The organism is Uliginosibacterium paludis, from assembly GCF_039631355.1.
Lineage (GTDB): Bacteria > Pseudomonadota > Gammaproteobacteria > Burkholderiales > Rhodocyclaceae > Uliginosibacterium > Uliginosibacterium paludis.
The window spans coordinates 104,082-118,883 of record NZ_JBDIVF010000004.1; the positions used below are offsets into that span (position 1 = coordinate 104,082).

Annotated in this window: 12 protein-coding genes; 7 read left to right on the plus strand and 5 right to left on the minus strand. The window is 63.1% G+C overall.

Annotated features, from left to right (window positions below; all coding sequences use genetic code 11):
- Positions 1 to 152: 152 nt before the first annotated feature.
- On the minus strand, positions 153 to 2,744 hold the full coding sequence (locus ABDB87_RS12520) for a pectinesterase family protein (protein WP_345927507.1): 2,592 nt from the start codon (positions 2,742 to 2,744) through the stop codon (positions 153 to 155).
- 1,249 nt (positions 2,745 to 3,993) lie between these two features.
- Between ABDB87_RS12520 and ABDB87_RS12525 the strand changes: the two genes are divergently transcribed.
- A complete protein-coding gene (locus ABDB87_RS12525) occupies positions 3,994 to 4,761 on the plus strand; it encodes a spermine/spermidine synthase domain-containing protein (protein WP_345927509.1) in 768 nt (255 codons plus the stop codon).
- Here the strand turns inward: ABDB87_RS12525 and ABDB87_RS12530 are convergent, their stop codons facing one another.
- The gene (locus ABDB87_RS12530) at positions 4,762 to 5,355 is read right to left on the minus strand and encodes a hypothetical protein (RefSeq protein WP_345927511.1); all 594 of its coding nucleotides are present in this window, start codon (positions 5,353 to 5,355) and stop codon (positions 4,762 to 4,764) included.
- Positions 5,356 to 5,695: 340 nt separating this feature from the next.
- On the opposite strand from ABDB87_RS12530, the gene ABDB87_RS12535 reads away from it, so the two are divergent.
- From ABDB87_RS12535 to ABDB87_RS12550, 4 genes are all read left to right on the plus strand, one after another.
- A complete protein-coding gene (locus ABDB87_RS12535; protein ID WP_345927513.1) occupies positions 5,696 to 6,649 on the plus strand; it encodes a TerC family protein in 954 nt (317 codons plus the stop codon).
- Positions 6,650 to 6,763: 114 nt separating this feature from the next.
- On the plus strand, positions 6,764 to 7,582 hold the full coding sequence (locus tag ABDB87_RS12540) for a helix-turn-helix domain-containing protein (RefSeq protein WP_345927514.1): 819 nt from the start codon (positions 6,764 to 6,766) through the stop codon (positions 7,580 to 7,582).
- A 117-nt stretch (positions 7,583 to 7,699) separates the two neighbouring features.
- The gene (locus ABDB87_RS12545) at positions 7,700 to 9,223 is read left to right on the plus strand and encodes a rhamnogalacturonan acetylesterase (protein ID WP_345927516.1); all 1,524 of its coding nucleotides are present in this window, start codon (positions 7,700 to 7,702) and stop codon (positions 9,221 to 9,223) included.
- Between the two features lie 115 nt (positions 9,224 to 9,338).
- Entirely contained in the window at positions 9,339 to 9,674 is a 336-nt protein-coding gene (locus ABDB87_RS12550; protein ID WP_345927518.1) for a GlpM family protein, read from the plus strand.
- Between the two features lie 39 nt (positions 9,675 to 9,713).
- On the opposite strand, the gene ABDB87_RS12555 is transcribed toward ABDB87_RS12550, so the two are convergent.
- Positions 9,714 to 10,499 (minus strand): DODA-type extradiol aromatic ring-opening family dioxygenase, encoded by a 786-nt coding sequence (locus ABDB87_RS12555; RefSeq protein WP_345927520.1) that lies wholly within the window; start codon positions 10,497 to 10,499, stop codon positions 9,714 to 9,716.
- Positions 10,500 to 10,635: 136 nt separating this feature from the next.
- Here ABDB87_RS12555 and ABDB87_RS12560 point away from each other — a divergent pair, with 136 nt between their 5' ends.
- Positions 10,636 to 11,553 carry a LysR family transcriptional regulator gene (locus tag ABDB87_RS12560; RefSeq protein ID WP_345927522.1) on the plus strand — a complete coding sequence of 306 codons (918 nt, stop codon included), beginning with the start codon at positions 10,636 to 10,638 and terminating at the stop codon, positions 11,551 to 11,553.
- Here ABDB87_RS12560 and ABDB87_RS12565 read toward each other — a convergent pair.
- The gene (locus ABDB87_RS12565) at positions 11,534 to 12,673 is read right to left on the minus strand and encodes a GGDEF domain-containing response regulator (protein ID WP_345927524.1); all 1,140 of its coding nucleotides are present in this window, start codon (positions 12,671 to 12,673) and stop codon (positions 11,534 to 11,536) included. The two genes, ABDB87_RS12560 and ABDB87_RS12565, sit on opposite strands and share 20 nt — an antisense overlap.
- Entirely contained in the window at positions 12,670 to 13,689 is a 1,020-nt protein-coding gene (locus ABDB87_RS12570; protein WP_345927526.1) for an acrylyl-CoA reductase family protein, read from the minus strand. The genes ABDB87_RS12565 and ABDB87_RS12570 overlap by 4 nt, the downstream gene beginning before the upstream one ends.
- Positions 13,690 to 13,904: 215 nt before the next feature.
- Between ABDB87_RS12570 and ABDB87_RS12575 the strand changes: the two genes are divergently transcribed.
- On the plus strand, positions 13,905 to 14,765 hold the full coding sequence (locus ABDB87_RS12575; RefSeq protein ID WP_345927528.1) for an HDOD domain-containing protein: 861 nt from the start codon (positions 13,905 to 13,907) through the stop codon (positions 14,763 to 14,765).
- Positions 14,766 to 14,802 lie beyond the last annotated feature (37 nt).

The window sequence follows — 14,802 nt, forward strand, 5'->3', positions numbered from 1 at the left end:
GTGTGATCTGCCGGAAATATGTGACCGGTATCTGGCGCGGGAGCTTAGCACTTCCCCGCATACCCGAAACGAAGCTGTTGCGACAGGGCGACGCAGGTCAGCAAAAAGGGGAAGCCGAAGCTTCCCCTTTTCCCATCAACTGCACTCGGCACTCAAGGCTGAGGATTCCAGCCCGCACCACTGTTGAAGGCGGCGAAGATCTTGTCGCGCGAGAGGAAATCCTGCGCTTCCGTCGTACTGAGCTGATAGCCGCCGACGCGCTTCGTCACATCGACCGCAGCACCCGCAACCGTACGGCTGTTGTACTCGCGCCAGCCGCTGGCCGCCGTCGACGTGCCGGGGTTCGACACCGGCTGGCCGGCAAGGTTGTAGGCCCAGCCTTCCGGCAGTACGTGGTCTCCCATCGTGGTGTTGATGAAGGCGATGTTGTCGAAGTAGCTTGAGCTGCCGCCACTGCGGGCCAGATACACGCCGGTGGGCGCCGGCGCGCCACCGGGGCCGCGGCCGCTGGTCAGCCTGCTGTTGAGGAACACGAAGCCCTTGTCGGTCGCATTCAGCGTGCGCGCCTGCAGCACATAGCCGACGCTGGAGCACATGGTGTCGCCCACCGAGCGGATCTCGCTGTTCTCGAACAGGGCGACGCGGTTGTTGCCCCAGATGAAGTCGACGTTGCCGGAGATCAGGGTGTTGTAGAACCAGCTGTAGCCCTTCACCTGGATCGTGTCCTGCTCGCTGTGGAACTCGGCATTCTTCGCGATCAGGCGATGGTTGCCGGTTGTGGTATTGAAATAGATCACCTCGGCCTGGCTGGACGCCGGTGCGCGCAGCCAGGTGTTCTTCAGCGTCAGGGTGTCGAAGGTGAGCAGGTCTGAATCCTCGACCAGGATCACCGCACGGCCACCATTGCTGGTCGAAATGCCCGACGCGCTGGCGCCCGAGCCTCCGTTCAGCGCTTCGGCGTTGGCGTACTGGATGATCGTGCCGGTGCGGCTCTCGCCCTTGATGGTCAGGTTGTTCTGGCCACGAATGAAGAGCATTTCCTGATAGGTGCCGTCCTTGACGTTGATCGTCTTGGCCGTATCAGCAGCCGTGTTCTTCATCAGGTAGTTGAGCGCGCCCTGCACCGAGCGGAAATCCGCCACGCCATCGTCATCAACGGTGAGCGTCGTCAGCGTGGTAGCGGGGGCGGCCTTGGTGGTGAAGCTCCAGCCCGCAGCCTTGCCGATGCCGTCGAACGTGGTGCCGGCCAGCGTGCCGCTGACAGCATCCTTGGCCACGCCCACGTAATACGAAGTCCCGTAGGCGAGATTGGCCTGATGCGGCGCGATCACCAGCTTGTTGCCTTCCACCCAGGCACCCTTGCGGCTCACGCCACGCGAGTAGGTCGAAAAGCCGGCGCCAATCGCTTCCACGTCCCCGGCAATCTTGATCGTGTCGACCAGGCTGTCGTCGCTCGTCTTGAAGATGCGGATCGAGCCGTTCGTGCCCAGTACCGGCGCGGCGTCAAAAGTCAGCGTCAGCTTGCCGTCCACGTAGGCGGCCGCTTCGCCCACTGCCGGCGAAACCTTGCCCGCAAGGTTGTAGACCGTGCTCGAATGCGTGAAGCCTTCCGCGACGGTGGCAGTGATCACGCGCGTCACGCTGCTGTCCGAACCGCTGGTGAAAGTGATCCGGGCAGAACCGGCCTTGAGCGGCGTGAGCGTCACCGTGCCGGCGCTCACCGACACACTGACCACACTCGAATCGCTGGAAGCAACGGTGAAAGTGTCCGCCGTCACGCCATCATTCTTCAGCGCCGTCACGCTCACCACATAGGCCGGGTCACCGGCTTCCGGGGTATAGGTCAGCGTGGAGGGGCTGAGCACCAGTGCCACCGGCTTGACGGCGGGGTCGCCGACGCGGATGTCGTCGATCAGGAAGGACTTGTTGGCCGTCCACAGACCGATCTTGCCGCTGGCGAAGGCCGTGTCGCTCACGGTACCGATTTTCTCGCCATCCAGATAGACCACCTGGCTGCCGCCAATCATCTCGTAGCGCACGGTGTACCACTGGCCATCATTCTGCCCCTGTGTGCCCATGATGATCGGCTTCTTCCCCTGCACCGTGCGGGTGATCGTCCCTGCCTTGCGGTAGCCGGCCTCCACCTGGGTGCTTGCCGAGGCGTTCTGCACGTTCAGACCACCGAAGTACCAGTTGTTGGCATCCTGATAGCGCCCGAGCAGATAGATCTGCTTGTTACCGGTCGTGCCATTGATCTGCGGCTTGATACGCGCCTCAACGTAATAATCGGCCTTGTTGCTCACTCCAGCCCACTGGCTGTCCTTGAGCAAGGCAATCAGGTTGTTGCTTGTCGTGCCCGCGGTGTACTGCAGCACCTTGTTGCCATCAGAGCCCGGCTCGTCCACCACCGCAAAGCTGGCGCCGGTTCCGGGCGTCAGATCCCATTTGTCAGCGGTACCGGACTGGAAGTCGTCACAGAACCAGGCATCTGCCGGACAAGCCAGGGGTTTCGCCGCAACAGTCGAGGACGACGATGAGGACGAAGACGAACTGCTCGCCGGCGGCGTGCAGACTTCGGGCACGACCGGCGTGCTGGAACTGGACGAAGAGGCCGCGCCTGAGCTCGAAGTGGTCGATGAGGTGCTGCTGCCCTGGGAACTCGATGAGACGGATGGCGCGCCATCGCCGCCACTCCCGGTTCCGCCGCCACCGCAGGCAGCCAGCACGCCTGCGGCGAGGAGCATGCTCCCCACCAGGGTATGTCTGTACGTTGAATGCATTATTGTCTCCTGTGCTTTTTATCTGATGAAGCTGATCACATGCGCCCAAGGCATTTGTGACCGGTATCACGCTAAGGAGACAAGCCGCCGGTTTCAAGTGGCAGCTGTATCCTGAGCAAAAACGGCTAAGGGAACGCCACATAAACACAACGTTTCCGTCGCCGGCGCGCAACAGCGCTTACCCAAGCGCTCCCGTCTGCGGTTTTTTTGCCGTCCAGAAACCGGGGCACTGCCTCATTTTTGAGCGATCCATCTTTTCTCCGTCGGCTCAGACACTTGCCAGCGCGGTCCGCCACTCATCCACAGGCTTCTCCACGATTGATGTGGATTCTCGAGGCAAAAAATCGCCGGGAACCGCACGGGAACAGGGTTTCAGGGCTTGACCCAGACGCGGCAACATGCGTACCCGGCACTTCCGGACGCATTCCAAGGTTTTGCGCCATTTTTGAGCAATCCGTCTTTTCCCCGTCCGCTCAGACACTTGCCAGCACTCTCCGCCACTCATCCACAGGCTTCTCCACGATTGATGTGGATTCTCAAGATCGGAAACCGCCGAAAACCGCACTGGAACAGGGTTTCAGGGCTTGACGCAGGCGCGGCAACATGCGTTCCCGGCGCCTCCGGACGCATTCCAAGGTTTTGCGCCATTTTTGAGCAATCCGTCTTTTCCCCGTCGGCTCAGACACTTGCAAGCACTCTCCGCCACTCATCCACAGGCTTCTCCACGATTGATGTGGATTCTCAAGATCGGAAACCGCCGAAAACCGCACTGGAACAGGGTTTCAGGGCTTGACGCAGGCGCGGCAACATGCGTTCCCGGCGCCTCCGGACGCATTCCAAGGTTTTGCGCCATTTTTGAGCAATCCGTCTTTTCCCCGTCGGCTCAGACACTTGCAAGCACTCTCCGCCACTCATCCACAGGCTTCTCCACGATTGATGTGGATTCTCAAGATCGGAAACCGCCGAAAACCGCACTAAAACAGGGTTTCAGGGCTTGACGCAGGCGCGGCAACATGCGTATCCGGCGCTTCCTGAGGCATTTCGAGGTTTTGCGCCTTTTTTGAGCAATCCGTCTTTTCCCCGTCGGCTCAGACACTTGCCGACTCTCTCCGCCACTCATCCACAGGCTTCTCCACGATTCGTGTGGAAGACGCGATACGGGCAAGCCGTGCCAACGGTAAAATCACTCCCCCGTTCTCATGACCAGCCCTCCATGCACAGCGAAATCGACGTCAGCGAAGAAGGAGGCGTTCGCTACCTCCATTTCGGCTCGGAATGGGTTCAGGGCGCGATGCGCATCCGTCGCCCGGTAGATCTGGAGCTTGAATACACACGCGAAATGATGAGCGGCCTGCTCTTGCGCAACGGCTTCACGACCGGCGCACGATGGCCCGGCCGCATCCTGCTGGTCGGGCTCGGCGCAGGTTCACTGACCAAGTTCTGCTACTGGAAGCTGCCCCAGGCCCGCGTCACCACGGTTGAAATCGACCCGGCCGTGCATGCTGCGGCAAGCTTCCACTTCAAGCTGCCGGCGGAAGATGAGCGGTTTTCAGTAGTCATTGAAGATGGCGCGGACTACATGCTGCGCAGCCGGCCGAAATTCGATCTCATCCTGATCGATGGCTACGATGCCGACGCGCGTGTCGGCCTGCTCGACAGCCTGCCCTTCTACCAGGCGTGCTGGGCCCGGCTGAAGGAAGGCGGCGTGCTGGCAACCAATCTGTTCGGCCGCTCGCGGCGGTATGCCGAGCCGCTCGAACGCCTCACCACGGCCTTTGAGGGGCGCAGCCTGGCGCTGCCCCCTTGCGAGAGTGGCAATGTAATTGCACTGGCCACGCGTGGCGGCCCCGTCACCCTTCCGCTGGGCGAACTGGAAGAGCGTGCCGCGCAGCTCAAGTCCGCGACCGGCCTCGACCTGCGCGGCACTGTTCGCCGCATCGCCGCTTCAGGTCTGCTCCACAGCGGTGCCCTGGTGCTCTGATCAGGGCTGACGCCGCCGGGCCTGATCCCGCTCCGCTTCAAGACGGATGCGATCGCGCTCCTGCTCGATGCGCCGGCGTTCGGCTTCGACCTCGGCGCGCTGCCGCATCACTTCCTCCTGCTGTCGCTGCTGGATCAGCCGCTGACGCTCCTGGTCCGCCTGCTGGCGGCGGGCGTCGTCATCCAGCTGACGCAGGCGGCGCGCCTGCTGATCGCGATCCGCATCACGACGGATCTGCTCGCGTTCTCGCTCGATGCGCCGCCGATCCGCATCGGCCTCGGCGCGCTGTCGCATGACTTCTTCCTGCTGCCGCTGCTGAATCAGCCGCTGGCGAGCCTGCTCGGCCTGCTGCCGGCGCGCTTCCTCATCGAGTTGCTGCATGCGGCGCTCCTGCTGGTCACGCTCGGCGTCCAGACGGATCTGCTCGCGTTCGCGCTCGATGCGCCGGCGGTCGGCTTCGACCCGCGCACGCTCGCGCATGACAGCTTCTTCCTGCGGCGACGCGGCGAACTGATCGCTCCAGGCAGCAGACGGTGCGCCCAAGAGCAGAAAGCTGCACAGCAGAAAGGAAGGAATGGGCAGACGGCTTGGCATCGAGGGCTCCAGAATCCGCGACAAAAACCGATTCAAGCATGGGGGGCGCGCCAACGCGAGCCCCCTCCGACGGGTCTGGTCGCTCCGGCACGACGAGCGCAGCTTGCCCGGCACGGCGGTTTCACCTAGAATCCGGGCCAAAGGGGAGTAGTTCCCGGCGCATTCCGCGCCGTTCGCCACATCGTCAATACGTTGCCCGCCCGAGTGCGGCATCCGGTGTGCCGGCAGGTTCAAGCCTGTGAACAAGACCTTTGCCCGCCAGCGGCAAGGTCAAGCTCCATCCTCCGGGACAAGGCCTGGCCGCTTGCGGTTCAGGCCTTAATCTTTTCCGGAGAGTTCAATGGAAACAATCGGCAACTGGTGGATGTGGACCGGCTTCGCGGTCTTCATCGTCGTCATGGTCGTGGCAGACCTCTACCTGCTGGGTGGTGGCCGGCAGTCACACAAGGTCAGCTTCAGGGAAGCTGCCGGCTGGTCGGCCGTCTGGGTCGCCATCTCGCTGTGCTTTGCCGGCGTGCTCTGGCTCTATCTCAACAGCACCGCCGGGGCGGAGGTCGCCAGTCTGAAAACGACCGAGTTCCTGACCGGCTACCTCATCGAGAAAGCCCTGGCCGTCGACAACGTCTTCGTCTGGCTGATGATCTTCACCTTCTTCGGCATTCCGGCGGAAATGCAGCGCCGCGTGCTGATCTACGGCATCCTGGGTGCCATCGTGCTGCGCACGATCCTGATCTTTGCGGGCGCCATCCTGATCGCGAAGTTCCACTGGATCCTGTATGTGTTCGGCGCTTTCCTGCTGGTCACCGGCATCAAGATGCTCATCTTTGCGGACTCCGAAAGCTCGCTTGACGACAATCCCCTGCTTCGCTGGATCCGCAGACATGTGCCGCTCACCGACGGGCTGCATGGTGAAGCCTTCTCGATCGTGGAAGCCGGCAAGCGCTGGTTCACGCCGCTCTTCGTGGTCCTGATGATGGTAGCGATCTCGGACGTAATCTTCGCGGTCGACAGCATCCCCGCCATCTTCGCGGTGACCACCGATCCCTTCATCGTGCTGACCTCCAACATCTTCGCGATCCTCGGCCTGCGCGCGATGTACTTCATGCTGGCAGGCTTTGCCGAGCGCTTCGCGCTGCTCAAGTACGCGCTGGCGCTGGTACTGGTCTTCATCGGTACGAAGATGCTGATCGTCGACTGGGTCAAGATCCCGATCTCGACCTCGCTGGGTGTGGTGGCAGCCATCATCACGACCGGCATGCTGGCCAGCCTCTGGTTCAGTCGCAAGCCCCGCTGAGGGCGGCTTGCAAGGGTGGGTTGCGTCGACGCAACCCACCTTGCTGTTCCCGTTCACAAACTGTTGCCCGCAATGGCACACTGCCTGCCCGCATGTCTATCAGGAAGCGGCAGGATGGCCACGAACATCGAAGCCTGCGCACGCCGGCTCAAGCGCCTGCGCAAGGTCGCAAACCACGTCGACGCGAATCTGGACAAATCCCTGTCGCTGGATGATCTGGCGGACATCGCCCATCTCTCGCGCTTTCATTTCGAGCGTGTCTTTGCGGACTATTCCGGCGAAACGCCTGTGGCCCGCGTCCGGCGATTGAGATTGGAAGTTGCACGCAGGCGGATCGAGGCCGGTCAGGCCGGCTCGATGCTCGATCTCGCTTTCGACAGCGGCTATGGCTCTGCAGAAGCCTTTTCGCGTGCGTTCAGCGCCTGTCATGGTCTGCCCCCCTCGCGCGTGCGCCCAAAGGAACGACAGCCCACCCCGATCCGCATCGAACGGATCGGCAGCGTGCCCATCCAGTTCGTGCCCTTCAAGGGGCAGCTGGGGAGCAGCATCGCGCCTTTCGACGAGCTGCGCGCCCACGCACTGATTGCCGGTATTCCACGTGAGCGGCGCAAGGGCTGGTGTGTACAGTTTTCGGGGGATCTCGGCAAAACGGCCGGCGAGGTCGAGCTTCAGGCCGCCCTGCTCTCCGAACGCCTCGGGCAGAAGGTGCCCGGACTGCATGAAGGCTATCTGCCCGCCGGGGACTACGCCGTACTGCGCGTCGAAGGCAGCTTCGCCGCACCCGACGAAGCAGAGCTCGCCTGCCGGGTCGAGCACGACACCGGACGCAGACTGCTCGCAGGTGCCCCGCGCCTGCGTTGTTTCAACAATGCGTGCTATCTGCCGGCCGACTTCGAGCGGCAGTTCGATCTTTACCTGCCGCTGTCGGCCTGACGGCCCACAAGCGCAATCGGTATCAAGCTGCGGCGGCCGGACTCCGGCATGCTCCAGTCAAGGTTTCAGCTGCGCCGGTTAGCGTACCGGTGCTTCCCGCTTCATCCAGGAGACAACATGAACAAGCGTTTCGCACTCCGTCTTTCCATCGTAGCCATGATTGGCGCTTCCCTGATCGGTTGCGCCAGCAACGCACCGGTTACCGGCAACACGGCTGCGCCGGTGGCAGCCCCTTCCGCCGCCGCACCGCTGGCCGGCGTGACCCTCAGTGGCGTGGTGGCTGACGCCGCCGGCAAGGCAAGCATCACCGTCATCGACGCCCAGGGCAAACGCAGGGTCCAGAACTCCGACGCCACAGGCCGCTACTCGCTCGCGGCAGACGGCCTCGTCGCACCGCTGCTGCTGGTTGCCGAAGCCGGCGGTCGTCAGTATGTCGCGCTGCTGGCGAGCCCCGCAGGCGCCACCACGGCCAACATCAACGCCCTGACCGACTATGTGGCCTCCGCCGTCGCCACTGGCGCCAAGCTCGATGGCCCTGTCAGCCTGATCGAGGCGGGCAAGGCCCCGGCAGTCAGCGCTGCCGAGCTCAAGGCAAAGAACGCACTGCTGCAGCCGCTGCTGGGCGCCGCACTGAAGGAAGCAGGCGTCACCGAAGCCGATTTCGACCCCGTCAGCAGCAAAGCGCCCGGGCTGGCCGCGGTGCTGGGCGTGGTCCGCCACAACCGGGGTTATCTGTCGAGCAAGGGCGTGCTCGGCGAAACCTCGCTGTTCGATTACAACTACCGTGAAATCACCTCGTTCAGCCCGCTGAACCTGGCTGCTGCGCAGGCTGAGCAGAAGACCATCCAGGCGCCCGGAACCACCCGCATTTTCGTGGCGGGCGACTCTACCGCCAGCAACTATGACGTGGAAGTGAAGCCGCGGATGGGTTGGGGCCAGATCTTCGATCGCCAGCTGAAGGATTCGTCGGTCAAGGTGGTGAACGTCGCCCAGTCGGGCCGCAGCTCGCGCAGCTTCATTACCGAAGGCTGGTTCGGCATGATCGAGCAGGAAATCCGCAAGGGTGACTATCTGCTCGTGCAGTTCGGCCACAACGACGAGAAGTGCGGCTACGAGCCGCCGCGCCCCGCGCCCGCCCGCGACGTGATCGACATTGCCAATCTCTGCACCTACCCGGGTGCTGCGGCAGGTGTTCCGGCAGAGATGTCGTTCCAGAAGACCCTGGAGAAGTACATCGCGATCGCCAGGAAGGTCGGCGCAACCCCGGTGCTGATCACCCCGGTCACGCGTCGCAGCTTCAAGGACGGCAAGATTGCCGAAACGACCCATACCTGGGGTCGCGGCAAGGTGCCGGGTGACTACTCGCAGACCATTCGCGACACGGCCAAGGCCAACAATGTCGCCCTGGTCGACCTCGATGCCAGGAGCATGGCCTTCTTCAGCTCGGTTGGCGAGGAAGCTTCGCTGAACTACTACCTCGCGGTCGATCCTGCCGTGTATCCGTACTACGCGAAGAACACCGGCTCGAAGACCAAGCCCGACAACACCCACTTCCAGGAAACCGGCGCGGAAGCCGTCGGCAAGCTGGTGGCTGCGGGGCTGAAGGAAGCGAAACTGCCGATCGCCGACAAGCTGAAGTAAGCGCTGCGCGATCCGCCAGGCCCGACCGGCAACGGTCGGGCCTTTTTGCGTCCGCATTGCTCCCGCCGGGGAGGATTTGCTAGCCTCGACGCTTTGCCGGATCCGCGCCTTCCCGATGTTTGCCCTTGCCGCGAAATGCACCCTCGGTGCAGCAGCCGTCCTGATCATCAGCCTGCTTTCACGCAGCAGGAACTTCTACATCGCGGGTCTGGTGCCGCTCTTCCCCACTTTTGCGCTGATCGCGCACTACATCGTGGGAAGCACCCGCAGCATGGAGGACCTGCGTGCCACCGCACTCTTCGGACTGGTGTCGCTGATTCCCTATGCGCTCTATCTGCTGGCGGTCTATCTGCTCTGCCTGCGCACAAGCCTAGCCTGGACGCTCTCACTTGCCACCCTGATCTGGCTCCTGGCTGCGGGCGTGCAGCTCATCGTCTGGCAGCGTCTCTGAAATTCGCCGCACGCGGGGCCGGACAAGCAACCCTCTGGTTCAGCCCCAGCGCCAGGCATCCATGGCCAGCACGCCCTGCTCCAGACTGTCGTGGAAGCGTTGCGGACGTCCCGCCGCAGCACCGGCCCCCAGCGCGACGAAGAAAGGCATGAAATGCTCGGTCGTCGGATGTGCCCGGCGTGCATGCGGTGCACGCGCCTCCCATTCGACGAGTGCCGGCAGATCGTCGGCGAGCAGCCGCGCCGTGATCCAGTCGCGGAACTCGAGCGCATAGGCATCCTGCTTCACACCGCGCCAGCTCATCATGTAGTCACGCAGATTGTGGGTCATGTGACCCGAGGCAACGATCAGCACACCGCGCTCCCGCAGCGAAGCGATCGCCCGCCCCAGCGCAAGGTGGTGTGCGGCGCCCAGCTCGGGCTGGACGGAGAGTTGCAGCACCGGCACGTCAGCTGCCGGATACATTTTCAGCAAGGGCACCCAGGCGCCGTGATCCAGGCCGCGAAATCCTTCCACGCCACTCTGGATGCCCGCGGCCTGCAGGCAGCTCACCACTTCCTGCGCGACATCCGGCGCCCCCGGCGCTGCGTAGCGGATCCGGTAAAGCTCGTCCGGAAAGCCGCCGAAATCATGGATGGTCTGAGGCTGCGCTGCGCCACTGACCAGTGGCAGCGAACTCTCCCAGTGTGCGGACACCATGAGGATGGCGCGCGGGCGGGAAATGCGCCGCGCTTCTGCGGCCCAGTCGGTCGCGGCCTGACTCGGCTCGACCGCGTGCATCGGGGAGCCATGCGAAATGAATAGTACCGGCAGCGCTGTGGTCATGATGAAAATCCTCTGGCGGCCAGCCGGGCGAGATCCACGGCTGAAGCCTTTCGATGAGGGGATTATCCGGCCAGCCAAAACCGGAATAAACACCATAGAATGACAGGGTTTATTGCTGGAATCGGGATAGTCGAAGATGGATCGTTTTGAAGCCATGCATGTTTTCTGCAAGGTCGTAGAGCTGGGCAGCTTTGCCGCTGCGGCGGACCGGCTGAACATGTCGACCTCCGCGGTCTCCCGTCAGCTCGCGCAACTCGAAACCCTGCTCTCCGCCCGCCTGCTCAACCGCAGCACCCGGCGGATCAGCCTGACCGAAAACGGTCGTGCCTATTACGAACGCTGCCTGCTTCTGCTCGCCGATCTGGAAGAAGCGGAAGAAATGGTTGGCAACGCGAGCCTCAATCCACGCGGCACCCTGAGACTGACCGCGTCCATCAGTTTCGGAGCGAGCCATCTGGCACCGGCATTGGGAGAGTTCGCGCGAAAATATCCGGAAATGAAGTTCGACCTTCAGCTCTCTGACCGACCGCTGGATCTGGTCGAGGAAGGGCTGGATCTGGCGATCCGGATCGGTCGGCAGGGCAGCCAGAATCTGGTGGCCAGGCGAATCGGCGGTGTCACGCTGATTACCTGTGCCAGCGCGGCTTACCTGGCCGAGCATGGCACGCCGCAACATCCTGAAGAACTGGCGCATCACGCCTGCCTTGCCTACAGCTATGCGCCGGATCCTGAAGCCTGGCGCTTTCAGGGCGTGACCGGAGACGAGTTCGCGGTCAGTTTCGAAGCCGCAATCACCGGCAACAACGGCAGTGCGCTGGCAGAGATCGCAGCTGCTGGCCGGGGCGTGACCCGCGCGCCGGATTTCATTCTCGGCCCCCTGGTGACTCAGGGTCGACTGGTCCGGATCCTGCCGGATTGGGATAACGCCAGCATGCCGATCTGGGCCATGTACCCCAGTCGGCGACACCTCTCGGCGCGCGTGCGCAGCTTCGTGAGCTTTCTCGAAACCTGGCTCGCCGAGCCGCGTCAGGCGGTCAGCCCCGCCATTGCGTGACGGCTGAAGTGTTGGACACCAGCGTCGCGGTCGACGTGGTGGTGTGCATGTCGAGCGAGGTGATCTGTGCCTTTTCGGCCAGCGCGAGCAGGTTCAGCGAGAGGCGGAAATCGTCTTCCATGAGTTCCAGCAGCGGCATGATCGTATAGACCAGCTCGCGCAGACGCTTGCGGGCCTCATCCTTGCTGCCGGAGCGGATCTGCGTGAGCGCATGATCCACGCTCACCGCCAGCCGGCTGAAGCGGCCAATGGTGTCGGGCGTGACTTCACCCGCTTCGGAGACCACACGGTTGCCGCCGAGCAAGGCGCCATCGGCCACACGCGACGCGGCCAGCTGCAGCAGCTCCTCGAGTGCCAGATTCGGGTCGCCATGCGCGCTGGCCAGACCGATGGTCAGACTGATCCGGATCCGGTGCTCCTTGTAGGTCATGACGATCGTATCGATCGCACGGCGCAGTCTCAGGGCAAACGCGCCACAGGCATCCAGATCGGCAGACGGCGAAATCACCGCGAACTGACCTTCCGCGAGGTGGGCAATGGTGTCTTCCTTGCGAACCTTGGCCGAGAGCAGCTTCGACAGTTTGCGATGCACCAGCTGGCCGACGCTGTGGCCGTAGCTTTCGCAGAGTTTGTCGTAACCATCAACCTGGACCACCATCACGCTCACATCACCGCGGTTACGACGCACGAGCTGTTCGCGGCTCTCTTCGAGTTCGCGACGGGTCTGGGCAAGCTTGACCAGTGCCTCGATCCGGGCCACAAGTTCGACCCGCGGTGTGCCCTTGGTAATGAAGTCGGTTGCCCCCATCGACTGGGCCTTCATCCGGGCTTCGTTTTCGTCCTCGCCCGAGATGATCAGGACCGGCAGGGTATTGACGCGGGAGAGGCGCGATCCGCGGATCCTGGCCAGCAGGCCGAAACCATCAAGGCGCGGCATGCCGATGTCCGAAATCACGACTTCGATGGACGGATCGAGCAGAAGGGATTGCCAGCCGGCCTCGCCATCAACCTCTTCCCTGACGTCGAACTTGTCGCGGATCTGCTTGATCAGCGAGGCTCTCACCATGCGCGAATCATCGACGATCAGGACGCGCGGCAACTGCGCAACCACTTCACTCATGTCTCTTCCTTTACTCCGCCTTGTCCGGCGATCCGGACGATGGTCCGGCCGCGCGCGCAGGCGTTCATGAAATCCCCGAATGTGCCGGGCAACGCTTCAAAAGCGATTTCCCGCGCGATGTGATCCAGATGGCGCGGCTTGAGGTCTGACGCCAGTCGGCCCCAGGCTACTTCCCGTGCCTTGAATCCAGCGTAGACCGTATCCACCCCGATCAGGCAAATACCGCGTGAGGCGAAGGGCAAGACACCTGCCTGCAAAGCCGATGACTCGCAGTTCCCCAGGCTTGCCACCACCCCGCCCGGCTTGATCCCGGCCAGCATCCACGCCAGAACATCGCCTCCCAGCACATCCACCGCCCCTGCCCAGACTCCCTTGTCGAGTCCGGAAGTGACGGAAAGTTCGATTTCGCTGCGCAAAAGCACGCGTGCAGCGCCCAGCATTCCGAGGTATTCCGCCTGACCGGGTTTGCCAGTCAGAGCCACCACTTCGTATCCCCGCCCGGCCAGCATGTCGATCGCCAGCGAGCCGACACCGCCACTGGCACCACTGACCAGCACCGGCCCGCGCTCGGGCCGCAAGCCATTCTCTTCCATGCGCGTGATGGCCATCGCGGCAGCAAGGCCCGCACTGCCGATCGCCATCGCATCCCTGCACCCCATGCCTTCCGGCACGGGAAAAACCCAGCCCCCGGGCACCAGTGCGTAATCCGCGTAGCCACCGTGATGGCGACTACCGAGTTCATACCCGGTCGCCAGCACCGCCATGCCCGGCCTGAACCGGGGTGCCGCGCTGCTCACCACCCATCCGGCAAGATCGCTGCCCGCCACACAGGGATAGCGTCTGATCGCCTCGACACCGCTTGCCACCCGGGCATCACGATGATTGACGGAGGAATATCCGACCCGGATCAGTACGTCACCGTCATCCAACTCGGACTCGTCCATTTCCACGAAACGATCCGCCGGTTTTCCCGCAGCAGGCACCGCATTCCGGTCGATCCGGTAAGCACGAAACACGTCAGGCAGTCTGGTCAGGTCTCACAAGCACCAAGTTTGAAGCCAGCATGGAAGGTGAGCAATGCTAGCGTTGTTTTCGTGTCACCGCGCCCGCGCGCTGCTTGCTTTCCGGCATACGAGAGCACTTGCGCGACTAACGGCAAGCGTCTGAAATCCCTAAAGTTGTGCTGCCCCCAGGTCGTTATCCGGGCTGACAGCAGGACTTCGGAACGACGATGCTTACCACGCCTCTCAACTCGATCGAAAGTTATATTGCCTACTTCTCCGAACGGGAGATCCCGGCGCTGCGGCGAAGCATGCGCGCGCTGGCAGAGCTCAGGGAGCATGAGGAGCGCGTCAGCGGCCGCAGCCTTGCCGCAGAGGTGATTCGTGACCCCCTGCTGGCGCTGCGCGTACTGGTCTATCTTGAGACCCACCGCCACCGCAAGCAGAACCACGACATCACCACGATCGACCGCGCCATCATGATGATGGGCACCCAGCCCTTCTTCGAGCGCTTCGGCAACCTTCCCACGGTCGAAAGCACGCTCGCCGGGCATCCGAAAGCCCTGGTCGGCCTGCTCCACGTCATCAGCCGTGCTCAGCACGCGGCGCGCTGGGCGCGCGATTTCGCCCGCATCCGTCATGACATCAACGTTGATGAAGTCACCGTTGCGGCACTGCTGCACGAGGCGGCGGAAATCCTGTTCTGGAGCTTCGCGCCCGAGCTGATGCAGAAAGTCGAACAGCTCAAGAAAGACCAGCCGGGCCTGCGCAGCGTGGTGGCCCAGGACGCCATCCTCGGCGTCACCATCCGTGACCTGCAGCTTGCACTGGTCGAAGCCTGGCACCTGCCGGAGCTGCTGGTCACCCTGATGAATCCCGACAACGCGCTCAATCCGCGCATCCGCACCGTCCAGCTGGCCTGCGACCTGGCCCGCCATGCGGCGAATGGCTGGGGAGACCCGGCCCTGCCCGACGATTACACCGCGATCAGCGAGCTGCTGCACATCAGGCGCAGCACGGTCATGCAGAACGTCGGGGCGCCGCCGGAGTACTGGCAAGCCACGCTTGCCGCCGAAATCGACGCCGAGTAGAAGCCGCCGGCCGGATTTCCTCACATCGCCGCACCCG